The 14564-nt window shown below is 47.4% G+C and carries 15 protein-coding genes; all 15 read left to right on the forward strand.

The window, feature by feature from the left end:
- Positions 1-14 precede the first annotated feature (14 nt).
- The 15 genes from fliL (at position 15) to ACF8EG_RS17920 (ending at position 14547) form a co-directional block, all read left to right on the forward strand.
- Entirely contained in the window at positions 15-518 is a 504-nt protein-coding gene (gene fliL, locus ACF8EG_RS17850; protein WP_005457696.1) for a flagellar basal body-associated protein FliL, read from the forward strand.
- A 7-nt stretch (positions 519-525) separates the two neighbouring features.
- Positions 526-1572 carry a flagellar motor switch protein FliM gene (fliM, locus tag ACF8EG_RS17855; protein WP_005457756.1) on the forward strand — a complete coding sequence of 349 codons (1047 nt, stop codon included), beginning with the start codon at positions 526-528 and terminating at the stop codon, positions 1570-1572.
- Between the two features lie 51 nt (positions 1573-1623).
- Complete coding sequence (gene fliN / locus ACF8EG_RS17860) at positions 1624-2034, forward strand: flagellar motor switch protein FliN (protein ID WP_005457660.1); 411 nt, start codon at positions 1624-1626, stop codon at positions 2032-2034.
- 1 nt (position 2035) lies between these two features.
- Positions 2036-2449: a flagellar biosynthetic protein FliO gene (gene fliO / locus ACF8EG_RS17865; protein ID WP_005457659.1), complete on the forward strand. Its 414-nt coding sequence runs from the start codon at positions 2036-2038 to the stop codon at positions 2447-2449.
- Positions 2436-3305 (forward strand): flagellar type III secretion system pore protein FliP, encoded by an 870-nt coding sequence (fliP, locus tag ACF8EG_RS17870; protein WP_069507027.1) that lies wholly within the window; start codon positions 2436-2438, stop codon positions 3303-3305. Before fliO ends, fliP begins: the two co-directional genes overlap by 14 nt.
- Before the next feature lie 26 nt (positions 3306-3331).
- Positions 3332-3601, forward strand: a complete 270-nt coding sequence (gene fliQ, locus ACF8EG_RS17875; protein WP_005457784.1) for a flagellar biosynthesis protein FliQ — start codon at positions 3332-3334, stop codon at positions 3599-3601.
- Between the two features lie 8 nt (positions 3602-3609).
- Positions 3610-4392, forward strand: a complete 783-nt coding sequence (gene fliR / locus ACF8EG_RS17880) for a flagellar biosynthetic protein FliR (RefSeq protein WP_005481059.1) — start codon at positions 3610-3612, stop codon at positions 4390-4392.
- A gap of 9 nt (positions 4393-4401) precedes the next feature.
- Positions 4402-5532: a flagellar biosynthesis protein FlhB gene (gene flhB, locus ACF8EG_RS17885; RefSeq protein WP_005457645.1), complete on the forward strand. Its 1131-nt coding sequence runs from the start codon at positions 4402-4404 to the stop codon at positions 5530-5532.
- Between the two features lie 229 nt (positions 5533-5761).
- Positions 5762-7861, forward strand: coding sequence for a flagellar biosynthesis protein FlhA (gene flhA, locus ACF8EG_RS17890; protein WP_005494370.1), 2100 nt, complete (start codon positions 5762-5764; stop codon positions 7859-7861).
- Between the two features lie 28 nt (positions 7862-7889).
- Complete coding sequence (flhF, locus tag ACF8EG_RS17895; protein ID WP_069507025.1) at positions 7890-9401, forward strand: flagellar biosynthesis protein FlhF; 1512 nt, start codon at positions 7890-7892, stop codon at positions 9399-9401.
- 14 nt (positions 9402-9415) lie between these two features.
- Complete coding sequence (locus ACF8EG_RS17900; protein ID WP_005457698.1) at positions 9416-10303, forward strand: MinD/ParA family protein; 888 nt, start codon at positions 9416-9418, stop codon at positions 10301-10303.
- On the forward strand, positions 10296-11030 hold the full coding sequence (locus ACF8EG_RS17905) for an RNA polymerase sigma factor FliA (RefSeq protein WP_005457739.1): 735 nt from the start codon (positions 10296-10298) through the stop codon (positions 11028-11030). Before ACF8EG_RS17900 ends, ACF8EG_RS17905 begins: the two co-directional genes overlap by 8 nt.
- 45 nt (positions 11031-11075) lie before the next feature.
- Entirely contained in the window at positions 11076-11444 is a 369-nt protein-coding gene (gene cheY, locus ACF8EG_RS17910) for a chemotaxis response regulator CheY (RefSeq protein WP_021451399.1), read from the forward strand.
- Between the two features lie 118 nt (positions 11445-11562).
- The gene (locus ACF8EG_RS17915) at positions 11563-12303 is read left to right on the forward strand and encodes a protein phosphatase CheZ (RefSeq protein ID WP_005457755.1); all 741 of its coding nucleotides are present in this window, start codon (positions 11563-11565) and stop codon (positions 12301-12303) included.
- 9 nt (positions 12304-12312) lie between these two features.
- Positions 12313-14547 (forward strand): chemotaxis protein CheA, encoded by a 2235-nt coding sequence (locus tag ACF8EG_RS17920; RefSeq protein ID WP_025794267.1) that lies wholly within the window; start codon positions 12313-12315, stop codon positions 14545-14547.
- The last annotated feature ends 17 nt before the right edge of the window (positions 14548-14564 follow it).

Here is a 14564-nt window from a genome sequence, read left to right on the forward strand (position 1 = left end):
AATTAGAGAAAACAATGGCAGAAGAACAGCTACAAGGTGCCGATGCACCAAAAGGTAAAAGCAAGCTACTGATCATCATTATTGCAGTCGTGGTTCTGCTCGGTGGTGGTGGCGCGGCGGCGTTCTTTTTGATGGGATCGGATGATTCGGCTCAAGCCGCAGAGGCAGAGTCACAGCAAACACAGGCCGCAGCGGCTAACCCAATTGCGTACGTGAATCTTCCGCAACCGTTCATTTTTAACGTGACGGGTGACCGTCGCGATAGACTGGTGCAAATCAAAGCGCAGCTTATGGTACGTGGCTCAGAGAATGAGCAGTTGGCGCGTTACCATTCTCCGTTGGTTGAGAGCTCTTTGTTATCAACATTTGCATCGGCAACGGTAGAGCAGCTTCGTTCTCCAACGGGTCGAGTAGAACTGCGAGACCGAGCTTCCGAAGATATTAAAGCAGCTTTAAATGCTGCGGTCGGCAAGCCAGTGATTGAAAAAGTACTGTTTACAGATTTTGTTATTCAATAGGTAAAACGTGACCGATCTATTAAGCCAAGACGAAATTGATGCGCTACTGCACGGGGTTGATGATGTCGATGACATTGATGAGCCCTTAGATAACGACACGGAAGGTGCCGTCAGTTTCGATTTCTCGTCTCAAGACAGGATTGTCCGTGGTCGAATGCCAACGCTCGAACTGATTAACGAGCGTTTTGCACGACACATGCGGATCAGTCTGTTTAACATGCTGCGCAAAACGGCCGAAGTGTCGATCAACGGCGTACAGATGATGAAGTTTGGCGAGTACCAAAATACGTTGTACGTGCCCACCAGTTTGAACATGGTTCGCTTCCGTCCTCTTAAAGGTACGGCATTGATTACCATGGAAGCGCGTCTCGTCTTCATTCTGGTAGAAAACTTCTTTGGTGGCGATGGCCGCTTCCACGCCAAAATCGAAGGCCGTGAATTTACGCCAACTGAGCGTCGCATTATCCAGCTACTGCTGAAAATTGTGTTTGAAGACTACAAAGAAGCGTGGTCGCCAGTCATGGGCGTCGAGTTTGAATACCTCGATTCTGAAGTAAACCCAAGCATGGCAAACATCGTGAGCCCGACCGAAGTGATTGTCGTGAGCTCATTCCATATTGAAGTGGATGGCGGTGGCGGTGACTTCCATGTCGTAATGCCGTATTCCATGGTCGAGCCAATCCGCGAGTTGCTCGATGCTGGTGTTCAGTCGGACAAGATGGAAACTGACGTACGTTGGAGTTCAGCGCTGCGCGAAGAGATCATGGACTGTCCGGTGAACTTCCGAGTGAATTTGCTGGAAAAAGACATATCGTTGCGCGATTTGATGGAGCTGCAACCAGGCGACATTATTCCGATTGAAATGCCTGAGCACGCAACCATGTTCATCGAAGATTTACCGACTTACCGCGTAAAAATGGGTCGCTCTGAAGACAAGCTTGCCGTACAAGTCTCTCAAGAGATTGAACGCCCACACGTAGTGAAAACTGATTTAGCCTTCTTGGGCAAAGACATCATGTCTGAGCTTGAGAATGACGATGATAGAGATGATTAAGACTCCTTATTCTTTGATTTGATTGAGTAAGGCTTAACACAGGATAGAAAAATGGAACCAAGTGACGATCAAAAGCTAGCAGACGAATGGGCAGCCGCTCTTGGCGAAGACCCGTCTGCACCTTCTATTGATGTAGATGAAGTATTGGCAGCGCCACTGGAAGAGCTGAAAGATACTTCTCGACCAATTACCGACGATGAACGTCGTAAACTCGATACCATCATGGACATTCCCGTTACCATCTCGATGGAAGTGGGACGTTCGCAAATCAGCATTCGTAACCTATTGCAATTGAACCAAGGTTCGGTCGTAGAGCTAGACCGCCTAGCGGGTGAATCGCTTGATGTCTTGGTGAACGGTACGTTGATTGCGCACGGCGAAGTCGTGGTGGTGAACGACAAGTTTGGTATCCGTTTGACTGATGTGATCAGCCAAACTGAACGCATCAAAAAGCTGCGTTAATATGACAAGTTCAATCACAAAGAGATTGAAGCAAATCACAGGAGCACTCGGTTTAATGCTGAGTGCTCCTTATGCATTTGCGGCTGCACCCAGTAATCTCGATTTAGCGACCACCTTGGGTTCACTTGTGCTGGTTATTGGTGTCATTTTGCTGTTGGCATGGTTGCTTAAACGCATGCAAGTGCCGGCGTTAGGGCAGCAAAAAGGTTTACGCATCGTGAGCCAATTACCTGTCGGCACCAAAGAGCGAATCGCCGTGGTTCAGGTTGGAGAAGAGCAGTTTTTGGTGGGCATCACCAGTCAATCGATCCAAACCTTAGCCAAGCTAGAAAAGCCATTGAAAGAGGAAGAGTTGGCGACCAATGCTTTTGCCAGTCAGTTCAGCCAACTGATCAAGAAAAATGACAAAGGGTAATCCAATCTGTCTGCTTTTTAGCACTTTGGTGCTACTGGTTGGCGTGCTGTTTTCTTCATTTTCGTTTGCTGAGGCAGAGGAATCACCGCTGCCTGCGAATTTAGCAGAAGGGAGCAGTGTGACGGTTCAGGCCATGCAAAGCGATACCGGAGCAAGTCGCTCTATGTCGGTTGGCAACGGTGCTGGTATTCCAGCTTTCACCATGACCACCAATCCGGATGGCAGTGAAGACTATTCTGTTACGTTGCAAATTCTCGCCTTAATGACCATGCTGGGCTTCTTGCCAGCAATGGTGATTTTGATGACGTCTTTCACCCGAATTGTGGTGGTAATGTCGATTCTGCGTCAGGCGATGGGCTTACAACAAACACCATCGAATCAGGTGATCATTGGCATCGCGCTTTTCTTGACCTTCTTTGTCATGTCTCCTGTGCTCAACGAAATCAATGACACGGCTATCCAGCCATACCTCAACGAACAAGTGACAGCGCGCGAAGCATTCGATGCAGCGCAAGTGCCGATGAAGGCCTTCATGCTTAAGCAAACGCGTATTAAGGATTTGGAAACCTTCGTAAATATGTCGGGCGAGCAAGTAACCAATCCAGAAGATGTGTCGATGGCGGTGTTGATTCCCGCTTTTATCACCTCGGAGCTGAAAACGGCCTTCCAAATCGGTTTCATGTTGTTTCTGCCGTTCTTGATCATCGACTTGGTGGTGGCATCGGTTTTGATGGCCATGGGTATGATGATGCTATCGCCAATGATTGTATCGCTGCCGTTTAAGTTAATGCTGTTTGTGTTGGTGGATGGTTGGAACTTGATATTGTCGACCTTAGCCGGCAGTTTTGCCCTTTAGATTGGCACAGAGAAAAGAGGTAAGACATGACTCCTGAAATGTTTGTCGAGCTTTTCCGTGAAGCACTGTGGATGGTGTTGATCATGGTCTGTGCCATTATTATCCCCAGTTTGCTCATCGGTTTGGTCGTGGCGATTTTTCAAGCCGCGACGTCAATTAACGAACAGACATTAAGCTTCTTACCTCGTTTGATCGTGACTTTGTTAGCTTTGATGCTGTTTGGTCACTGGATGACGCAAATGCTGATGGAATATTTCTTCGGCTTGATTGAGCGCTTGCCTCAGGTTCTGTACTAGAGGCTGGTATGGAGTATCCCACTCAAATCATCTTAGACTGGATAGCCAATTATTTTTGGCCGTACGTTCGTATCTCGTCTATGTTGATGGTGATGACCGTTACTGGCGCTCGCTTTGTTTCTCCTCGTATTCGTTTGTATCTCGGCCTTGCGATTACTTTTGCCGTGATGCCCGCTATTCCTGCCGTTCCGCAAGACATTCAACTGCTCTCATTTCGTGGTTTTATGACCATCGCAGAGCAGATGATCATTGGCGTCGCGATGGGCATGGTGACGCAATTTATGATCCAAACGTTTGTGTTGCTCGGGCAAATCCTTGGTATGCAATCGAGCTTGGGTTTTGCGTCGATGGTCGATCCTGCCAATGGTCAGAACACGCCATTGCTTGGTCAATTATTCATGTTCTTGACCACCATGTTTTTCCTCGCAACCGATGGTCACTTAAAAATGCTGCAACTGGTGGTGTTCAGCTTTAAAACCCTACCGATAGGGTCGGGCACGCTTACCGCGGTGGATTTTCGTGATATGGCGGGTTGGCTTGGCATTATGTTCAAAACTGCTCTGAGTATGTCGCTATCAGGCATCATCGCGCTGCTTACTATCAACTTGTCGTTTGGTGTAATGACGCGTGCCGCGCCTCAGCTGAACATTTTCTCGCTCGGCTTTGCGTTTGCATTGATGGTGGGTCTATTGATTTGCTGGTACATCTTGGCTGGTCTATACAGTCATTATGAATTGTACTGGGCATTAGGTGAGGAGCAGATTTGTAGCCTCATTCGCTTGGATTGTTAGGAGGCTGGTTTGGCAGAGTCAGACGGTCAGGAACGCACCGAAGAAGCCACGCCCCGACGGTTACAACAAGCCAGAGAAAAGGGGCAGGTCGCACGCTCAAAAGAGCTCGCATCGGCGTCAGTGCTGATTGTGGGTGCTATCGCTCTGATGTGGTTTGGCGAGTCACTCGCACGTTCGCTGTTTTCCATTATGAGTCGTTTGTTCGACCTCAAACGCGACGAAATCTTTGATACCACAAAGCTGTTTGATATCGCATTAGGCGCAATGACAGATTTGCTTTTTCCACTGTTTCTCATCCTTATCACGTTGTTTGTGGCGGCGACGATTGGTGCTGCAGGGGTTGGGGGCATTAGCTTTTCTGCCGAAGCGGCAATGCCTAAGCTGTCCAAAATGAACCCTCTGAGCGGTTTAAAACGCATGGTGGGCATGCAAAGTTGGGTTGAACTGATCAAATCGATCTTGAAAGTGGTGTTGGTGACAGGCGTTGCCATGTATTTGATCCAAGCATCGCAAGCGGATTTGATCCAACTTAGCATGGATGTTTATCCGCAGAATATTTTCCACGCGCTGGATATTTTGCTCAACTTCATCTTGTTGATCAGCTGCTCGTTATTGATTGTTGTGGCCATCGATATACCGTTCCAGATTTGGCAGCACGCCGATCAGTTGAAGATGACCAAGCAAGAAGTGAAAGACGAATACAAAGAAACCGAAGGTAAGCCAGAGGTGAAAGGTCGTATTCGTATGCTGCAAAGGGAAGCGGCACAACGCCGGATGATGGCCGATGTGCCTCAAGCTGACGTTATCGTCACCAACCCGGAGCACTATTCAGTGGCGCTGCGTTATAAGCAGAAAACAGATCGTGCGCCAGTCGTGATTGCGAAAGGTACGGATCACATGGCGATGAAAATTCGAGAAGTGGCGCGTGAGCACGACATTACGATTGTGCCTGCTCCGCCACTTGCACGTGCGCTTTACCATACCACTGAGTTGGAACAAGAAATTCCTGACGGTCTGTTTACCGCGGTCGCGCAAGTGCTGGCGTTTGTGTTCCAGTTAAAACAGTACCGCAAACGTGGTGGTCAGCGACCGAAAATTCAAGATTATGACTTGCCAATCCCGCCGGAACATCGTCATTAATCGTGCAAAAAGCAAAATTAAGAAAAATATAAAACAATCAATGGATTGTGCTGTTATTTAGCTTTGAGTCATTATTTTGGCGTTGATTTTGGTACATAGATTGCTTAAGTCGACTAATTATCAACTATACCTAAACTTTTAGGCGAAAGTGGTCGCGTATAAACATTAGACATACGTATTAAAGTGCGTATTCGCGTGACGCTTCAATTCGATTGAGATACCTCGCAGTATGAAGTTAAGCCTGCCGTTTGCAGATAAATTGCCACGAATTCGTCAGCGTGAGATGCCAGCTATTGGCGCGCCTGTCATGGTTTTGGCCACCCTTGCGATGGTGGTATTACCGATACCCGCGTTCCTACTGGATATGTTCTTCACCTTTAACATCGCCTTAGCCATGGTGGTGTTGTTGGTGACGGTATACACACGCCGTCCGTTAGATTTCGCCGCGTTCCCAACGGTGCTGCTGATCGCAACGTTGTTGCGTTTGGCGCTGAACGTTGCGTCTACCCGTGTCGTGTTACTTCATGGTCATGAAGGGGGCAATGCGGCAGGTAATGTTATCGAGGCGTTTGGTAACGTTGTAATTGGCGGTAACTACGCAGTCGGTTTGGTCGTCTTCCTCATCTTGATGATCATTAACTTTATGGTTGTGACCAAAGGTGCGGGGCGTATTTCGGAGGTGAGCGCTCGTTTCACCCTTGATGCGTTGCCTGGTAAACAGATGGCGATTGATGCGGACTTAAACGCAGGCCTTATCGACCAAGAGCAAGCGCGCGTGCGTCGTTTTGAAGTGACCAAAGAGGCAGATTTCTACGGCTCAATGGATGGTGCGTCTAAGTTTGTAAAAGGCGATGCGATAGCCGGTATTTTGATTCTGTTTATCAACATCATCGGCGGTCTGTCGATTGGTATGGCGCAGTACGGGTTAGGCTTTGGTGAAGCGATCCAAATCTATACCTTGCTAACGATTGGTGATGGTCTGGTTGCTCAAATTCCATCGCTATTGCTGTCGATTGCAGCGGCGATGATGGTAACGCGCCAAAACACCGATGAAGACATGGGCGAGCAGTTGGTTTTCCAAATGTTCGACAACCCGAAAGCGTTGATGATCACGGCGGCAATTTTGGGCGTGATGGGTATCGTACCGGGTATGCCGCATTTTGCTTTCTTAACGTTGGCCGTTGCTGCTGGCACGGGTGCTTACTTAATTGACAAGCGTCAGAAGCAAAAAGCAAAAGAACCAGCATTACCTGCGAAAGCAGAAGATGGCAGCGAGCCGATTTCTCAACGTGAGTTGTCATGGGATGACGTTCAACCTGTTGATATTATTGGTTTAGAAGTGGGGTATCGATTAATCCCGCTGGTGGATCGTGACCAAGGCGGAGAGTTATTAGAGCGCGTGAAAGGCGTTCGTAAAAAGCTCTCACAAGATTTTGGTTTCTTGATCCCAGCAGTACACATTCGTGACAACCTTGAGCTGACGCCAAACAGCTACAGAATTACCCTGATGGGCGTTGCTGTGGGTGAAGCGGAAATTCGCCCAGACCAAGAATTGGCGATTAACCCAGGTCAGGTTTACGGCATGATTGATGGCGAACCGACCATGGACCCGGCATTCGGCCTAGAAGCCGTGTGGATTCGTGAAGAGCAGCGCGAGCACGCTCAGGCTCTCGGTTATACCGTGGTGGATTCATCGACGGTATTGGCAACGCATCTAAGTCAGTTATTAACCAACAACGCATCGCAGTTGATTGGTCATGAAGAAGTACAAAATTTATTGGAGATGCTAGGCCGAAGCGCACCGAAATTGGTGGAGAACTTCGTACCGGATCAACTCCCATTAGGTGTGGTGGTGAAAGTGTTGCAGAACTTGTTGAATGAAGCCATTCCAATTCGCGACATTCGTACCATCGTACAAACCTTGGCTGAGTACTCAAGTAAGAGTCAAGAACCTGACATATTAACAGCGGCGGTTCGAATCAGTCTGAAACGCCTAATTGTTCAGGAAATCAATGGTATAGAGCCAGAACTGCCTGTGATTACCTTGATTCCTGAGCTGGAACAAATATTGCATCAAACTATGCAAGCCTCGGGAGGCGAATCTGCTGGCATTGAGCCAGGACTCGCTGAACGTTTGCAGTCTTCACTAAGCCATGCAACGCAAGAGCAAGAGCTGAAGGGCGAACCTGCCGTTCTACTTACGTCTGGCGTGTTGCGATCCACACTGGCTAAGTTTGTGAAGAACACAATACCTAATCTCCGGGTACTGTCTTATCAAGAAATACCGGATGAAAAACAGATCAGAATTGTGCAAGCCGTGGGTAATTAATCTCACGCATCATTAATGGATTCATAGTTTGAAAATAAAGCGATTTTTTGCCAAAGACATGCGATCAGCGCTGCTCCAAGTGAAAGAGGTGTTGGGTGCAGATGCGGTGATCATGTCAAACAAGAAAGTGGCAGGCGGTGTAGCGATTGTTGCTGCAGTGGATAATGAATCCAATCCGTCTTCATCCAGTGCTTCTTCGCAATCAAATCGTGGTGCTTCTAAATCGAATCGCTATAACGAACATCGTCAAATGTCGTCATCAGCGGCCGATCGTTTTCAAGATCGCAGTTTAGATGAAGATAAAATTAGCCTACAAAACAGCAAAGAAAAATCAGGCTCGATGACACAGCGATTCGCGAACATGCTGAAGCAATACAGTGGTGGCGTAGCAGAATCTGACGATCATGTTGCGGAAAACGAAGATTCGTTATCAGCCCTATTGCAACGCCAAAATAAGCACCGCGAAAGCTACAACCAAGAAAAGCCCGTGCCATACCAGCCGGACTCTCCTTTGGCGAAATTGATTGCTCAAGATAACCGTTTTGAGCGACCAACGCCGAAGTTAGATCCTACGCGCTATGACCGTCGTCGCCCATCCTCTGAAGAGCGTGACGAGTCAGCAAAAGAGCTGGAGAACATGCGCGAAGAGATGACCTCGATTCGTCGTCTGCTGGAACATCAAGTCTCCGGCTTAATGTGGCAAGAAGTGGAACGTCGTGAGCCATTAAGAGCCATGCTTATCAAACGCTTAGAGCGTATGGGCGTGTCTCCTGAGCTTGCAGACCAAATGGCATGTTACATCCCAGAAGACACCAAGCCTGCACGTGCGTGGAAGGCGTTGCTGTCACTCGTTGCGGATCAAATTAACATACCAAAGCAAGATATTTTAAAACGTGGTGGTGTGGTTGCATTGCTTGGCCCTACAGGCGTCGGAAAAACGACAACTGTCGCGAAGCTTGCTGCACGCGCAGCCATGGAATACGGTGCCGACAATGTGGCCCTTGTGACAACAGATACATATCGCATAGGTGCACATGAGCAACTCTCCATTTACGGGAGAATTATGGGTTGTCCTGTAAGAGTTGCTAAAGATTCTAACGAATTAGCCGATGTTATATATCAGCTAAGAAACAGAAGACTGATTTTGGTCGATACGGCAGGGATGGGACAAAGAGATGTGAGGCTTTCCGAGCAGCTCGATACCCTAATGCAAGAGAGTGGTGAAGTGATTCATAGCTACCTTGTTTTGCCAGCTACCGCACAACGTCGAGTTCTACAAGAAACTCTTGATCACTTCCGACGCATTCCGCTGTCGGGTTGTATTCTCACTAAGCTTGATGAGTCATTAAGTTTAGGTGAATTCATTAGTGTGGTGATTCAAAACGCAATGCCAGTGGCTTACATAGCAAATGGTCAGCGCGTGCCTGAAGACATTGTGATAGCACAACCAAAATACATGCTTGCGAAAGCAAACGAACTGTTAGAGAAGTCGACAGAGAACGAACCTCACTTTTGGAACAGTGACAACGAAGGACTCTAGGGCGGCGGACTACTATGACTGAGAATATGATACACGATCAAGCAAGCGGCCTCCGTCGCTTAACACAACCATCGTTGACAAAAGTGATTGCTGTTACTGGCGGCAAAGGTGGTGTGGGGAAATCTAACGTAACGCTGGGTCTGGCGATCTGCATGGCTCGCCAAGGCAAAAAGGTGATGGTTCTCGACGCTGACCTAGGTCTGGCTAATGTTGACGTAATGCTCGGAATTCGTTCAAAACGTAACCTGGGACATGTGCTAGCGGGTGAATGTGAGCTAAAAGATGCGATTGTTGAAGGCCCTTATGGTATAAAGATAATCCCTGCAACTTCTGGCACACAAAGCATGACAGAGCTTTCTCATGCTCAACATGCTGGACTCATCCGCGCATTTGGTAGTCTTGAAGATGAAATGGACATCCTGCTAATTGATACAGCAGCTGGCATTTCTGATATGGTTATTAGTTTTTCTCGTGCAGCTCAAGATGTAGTTGTAGTAGTCTGTGACGAACCGACTTCTATCACTGATGCTTATGCACTAATTAAGCTTTTGAGCAAAGAACACCAAGTCCAACGCTTTAAAGTTGTTGCAAATATGGTCAGAAGCTACCGAGAAGGTCGAGAATTGTTTGCAAAGTTGACGCTAGTCACAGAGCGGTTCTTGAATGTAAGCCTTGAGCTCGTAGCATGTATTCCATTAGATGATAAAGTACGACAAGCCGTAAAAAGACAAAAAATTGTCGTTGATGCGTTCCCTCGCTCTCCTGCGGCTTTAGCTATCAGCTCATTGGCAAACAAAGCGCTGATGTGGCCACTGCCGAAAACACCAAGTGGACACTTGGAATTTTTTGTGGAAAGGTTGCTAAATCGTACCGAATTCGCAGAGGACCCTTTTGGTGAATAAAGCGATAACCTATGACCAGCATGGCAAGTTTAATAGTCAGCAAGCGTTCATTGAACGCTACTCTGTGTTGGTTAAGCGTATTGCTCACCACCTGTTAGGCCGTTTACCGCCGAGTGTTCAGGTAGAGGATTTAATTCAGGCCGGCATGATCGGTCTTATCGAAGCTCAGCAGAATTATGATGGTTCTAAAGGTGCGAGCTTTGAAACTTATGCTGGTATCCGCATTCGTGGCGCCATGTTAGATGACATGCGCAAAGGTGACTGGGTACCGCGTTCTGTTCATAAGAATAATCGCGAAATTAATCAAGCGGTCGCAGAGCTGGAAGGCGTGTTAAATCGTGATCCGACAGATTCTGAAGTAGCAGCACATCTCGGGATGTCACTGGATCAATATCATAGTGCTCTGACCGATATAAACTGCTCAAGATTAGTTGGTATTGAAGATTTAGGCGTTTCTGATGATGTGATTTCACCAGCAGATGAAACTGATGACAGCAACCCATTTAAGGGTGTAGCAGATGAATCGTTCAGAAAAGCACTGGTTGAATCAATAAAACAGCTTCCAGAGCGTGAAGCTTTAGTACTTTCGCTTTATTATGATGAAGAACTCAATTTGAAAGAAATTGGTGATGTATTAGGTGTAAGCGAATCTCGTGTAAGCCAAATACTAAGCCAAGCGATGCAACGTTTACGCACCAAGCTCAGTGCGTGGACACAAAATGACTAAAAACACTGATTTTACGATTCAGTGGAGGCAATTTTGAATAAAAACATGAAGATCCTTATTGTTGACGATTTCTCAACAATGCGCCGTATTGTTAAAAACCTGCTTCGTGACTTGGGTTTCAATAACACTCAAGAAGCCGACGACGGTTTAACTGCATTACCAATGCTGAAAAAAGGTGACTTCGATTTTGTTGTAACCGACTGGAATATGCCAGGAATGCAAGGTATCGATCTGCTTAAACACATCCGTGCCGATGCAGAGCTTAAGCACCTTCCTGTACTTATGATCACGGCTGAAGCGAAGCGTGAGCAGATCATCGAAGCTGCTCAAGCAGGTGTAAACGGCTACATTGTTAAGCCATTTACTGCTGCAACACTAAAAGAAAAATTAGAGAAAATTTTCGAACGTTTATAACTCTCTCTTTCTCTTTGTTATTCGAGTCGTTTATTCCAAATAATACATACACATAAAATGACTCGTTTGACGTTTTCGAAGTGATAAGAAGAACTAAACGTAAAAGGGTCTATTCAGAATGATCTCACTAGAGCAGGCGAAGTCGCTCGTTCAAATGCTAGAAAACGGGGAACAAGATCAAGCGAACATGCTTGTTGCCTCGCTATATGAAGGTACAGAGAATCCGGTTTTGCAAGAAATCGGAACACTGACTCGAGACCTTCATGATTCACTAAAGCAGTTCAACCTCGATCAACGCATGACCGAAATAGCTAAAGATGAAATCCCGAATGCTCGGGATCGTCTGCACTATGTGATCGAGAAAACGGAACTGGCAGCAAACAAGACGATGGATGCAGTAGATTGCTGCCTTCCAATCGCCGATAACCTGCATGATTGCCTTCAACAAGTTCGTCCTCAATGGAATGAACTCATGTACGGGCGCATTGAATTAAGCGAATTCAAAGCTCTGTGTCACCGTATCGACAAACTGCTTGTTCAGGTCGAAGGTGATAGCACTGAATTGCGCGGTCAGTTGACCGAAATTCTTATGGCGCAAGACTTCCAAGACTTAACGGGTCAAATTATTCGTCGCGTAATCACGCTGGTAAACGAAGTAGAAGGCCGTTTGGTGGAAATCCTCACCGTATTCTCTGGCCAAAAACCAGCAGAACAGGTTCAAGTTTTGTCAGAACCGGCAGATAAAAAGATTAAACAATCAAGCGAAGCCGAAGGCCCTATTCTTCATCCAGAACTGAGAGAAGATGCGGTTTCATCGCAGGACGAAGTCGATGACTTGTTGTCCAGTCTTGGATTTTAAAGGTAACGTATGAGCTACGATTTAGACGAAGATATCCTTCAGGACTTTCTAATTGAGGCCGGAGAAATCCTAGAGCTGCTTTCTGAGCAGCTGGTTGAGTTAGAAAACAATCCAGAAGACAAAGACTTACTTAATGCTATCTTCCGCGGTTTCCATACCGTGAAAGGTGGTGCCGGTTTCCTATCCTTAGCTGAACTGGTCGACACCTGCCACGGTGCAGAGAACGTGTTCGACGTGTTGCGAAATGGCCAACGTTCTGTAACGCCAAGCCTCATGGATACCATGTTGAAGGCGTTGGATACGGTAAATACCCAGTTCCAAGCTGTGCAAGATCGAGAAGCGTTAGAAGCTGCAGACCCTGCGTTGCTGGATGAACTGCACCGTCTATGTAAGCCTGAGTCTGAAGACGAAGTAGCTACTGTGGTTGAAGAACCTATCGTTACTCCAGAACCAGTTATCCCAGAACCTGCTAACGAAGTGCCAGCTGCCCCTGCAGCCAACACAACGGAGGCGGGTTCTATAGGTTCTGTCGACGAAATTACTCAAGACGAGTTTGAAAAGCTTCTTGATGAGCTGCACGGTAAAGGTGCTGCACCAGGCGCATCGACACCAGCTCCAGCAGCGGCTGCACCTGTTCAAGCAAGTGCGCCTGTTCTGGACAATGGCGATATCACCGATGACGAATTCGAACGTCTTCTCGATGAATTGCATGGTGTTGGTCAGAGCCCTTCAGCTGCAACAGCCGCTCCTGTAGAGACGCCTAAAGCACCAGAACCTGTTGCTCCTGCGGTTTCAGCTGCTTCAGGCGATAGCGACCTGATGACCGATGAAGAGTTTGAGAAGCTGCTTGACGAGCTACACGGTGCGGGCAAAGGCCCAACGCTTGAAGAGCTTGATATGGCAACTAAGCCTGCTTCCGCTCTAGCACCAGAAGCGCCAAAACCAGCACCTGTTGCGCAGCCTGCTCCGGTTTCAACGCCAGCCTCTGCTCCTAAGCCAGCAGCAAAACCTGTGGCGGTGAAAGAGGAGCCAAAAGCGTCTGCACCAGCGGTGAAAAAGCCACAAGCAGAAGCAACGGTACGTGTTGATACTTCAACGCTAGATACCATCATGAACATGGTGGGTGAGCTCGTGTTGGTGCGTAACCGCTTATTAAGTCTTGGTTTGAACAGCGACAATGAAGAAATGTCGAAAGCTGTGGCAAACCTAGACGTTGTTACTGCAGACCTTCAAGGTGCAGTAATGAAAACGCGCATGCAGCCAATTAAGAAAGTATTTGGCCGTTTCCCTCGCGTTGTACGTGACTTGGCGCGTAACCTAAATAAAGACATCGTGCTGGAAATGCGCGGTGAAGAAACCGATCTCGATAAAAACCTAGTAGAAGCGCTAGCGGATCCATTGATCCACTTGGTGCGCAACTCGGTTGACCACGGCATTGAAATGCCAGAAGACCGCGTAAAAGCGGGTAAATCGCGCACTGGTAAAGTCATCTTATCTGCTTCACAAGAAGGTGACCATATCGAATTGGCTATCGTTGATGACGGTGGCGGTATGGATCCTAATAAACTTCGTGGCATTGCGGTAAAACGCGGCATGATGGACGAAGATGCAGCAGCGCGTTTATCGGATAAAGAGTGTTTTAACCTTATCTTCGCCCCTGGCTTCTCAAGTAAAGAGAAAATCTCTGATATTTCAGGCCGCGGTGTGGGTATGGACGTAGTTAAGACGGCGATCAACACCCTAAATGGCTCAATCGACATCGATTCAGAGCTTGGCAAGGGAACAAAGATCACCATCAAAGTGCCACTGACTCTTGCGATTTTGCCGACCTTAATGGTGGGTGTTGGCGGTCATCCGTTTGCACTACCACTTGCGTCAGTAAACGAGATTTTCCACTTAGATTTAAGCCGCACCAACGTGGTAGATGGTCAGTTAACCATCATCGTTCGCGATAAGTCTATTCCACTGTTCTACCTACAAAACTGGTTGGCGTCTAAGTCTCCTCGCGTGGAGCAACGCATCGGTCATGGTCATGTTGTGATTGTGCAGATCGGCAGCCAACGCGTTGGTTTTGTCGTCGACACGCTTATCGGTCAAGAAGAAGTGGTTATCAAGCCATTAGATAACTTATTGCAAGGTACACCTGGTATGGCTGGTGCGACGATTACCAGTGATGGTCACATTGCATTGATTCTTGATGTGCCAGATCTATTGAAGCAATACGCAGCAGCTTCGCGCATCTAAGCTGACGTAAAGAAAAG

The sequence above is a fragment of the Vibrio sp. YQ_11 genome, from assembly GCF_043103065.1.
Lineage (GTDB): Bacteria > Pseudomonadota > Gammaproteobacteria > Enterobacterales > Vibrionaceae > Vibrio > Vibrio parahaemolyticus.

Coding starts and splice junctions, on each gene's coding strand:
- fliL (WP_005457696.1), top strand. CDS start 15: ATGGCAGAAGAACAGCTACAAGGTGCCGATGCACCAAAAGGTAAAAGC.
- fliN (WP_005457660.1), top strand. CDS start 1,624: ATGGAACCAAGTGACGATCAAAAGCTAGCAGACGAATGGGCAGCCGCT.
- fliO (WP_005457659.1), top strand. CDS start 2,036: ATGACAAGTTCAATCACAAAGAGATTGAAGCAAATCACAGGAGCACTC.
- fliP (WP_069507027.1), top strand. CDS start 2,436: ATGACAAAGGGTAATCCAATCTGTCTGCTTTTTAGCACTTTGGTGCTA.
- fliQ (WP_005457784.1), top strand. CDS start 3,332: ATGACTCCTGAAATGTTTGTCGAGCTTTTCCGTGAAGCACTGTGGATG.
- fliR (WP_005481059.1), top strand. CDS start 3,610: ATGGAGTATCCCACTCAAATCATCTTAGACTGGATAGCCAATTATTTT.
- flhA (WP_005494370.1), top strand. CDS start 5,762: ATGAAGTTAAGCCTGCCGTTTGCAGATAAATTGCCACGAATTCGTCAG.
- ACF8EG_RS17900 (WP_005457698.1), top strand. CDS start 9,416: ATGACTGAGAATATGATACACGATCAAGCAAGCGGCCTCCGTCGCTTA.
- cheY (WP_021451399.1), top strand. CDS start 11,076: ATGAAGATCCTTATTGTTGACGATTTCTCAACAATGCGCCGTATTGTT.
- ACF8EG_RS17915 (WP_005457755.1), top strand. CDS start 11,563: ATGATCTCACTAGAGCAGGCGAAGTCGCTCGTTCAAATGCTAGAAAAC.
- ACF8EG_RS17920 (WP_025794267.1), top strand. CDS start 12,313: ATGAGCTACGATTTAGACGAAGATATCCTTCAGGACTTTCTAATTGAG.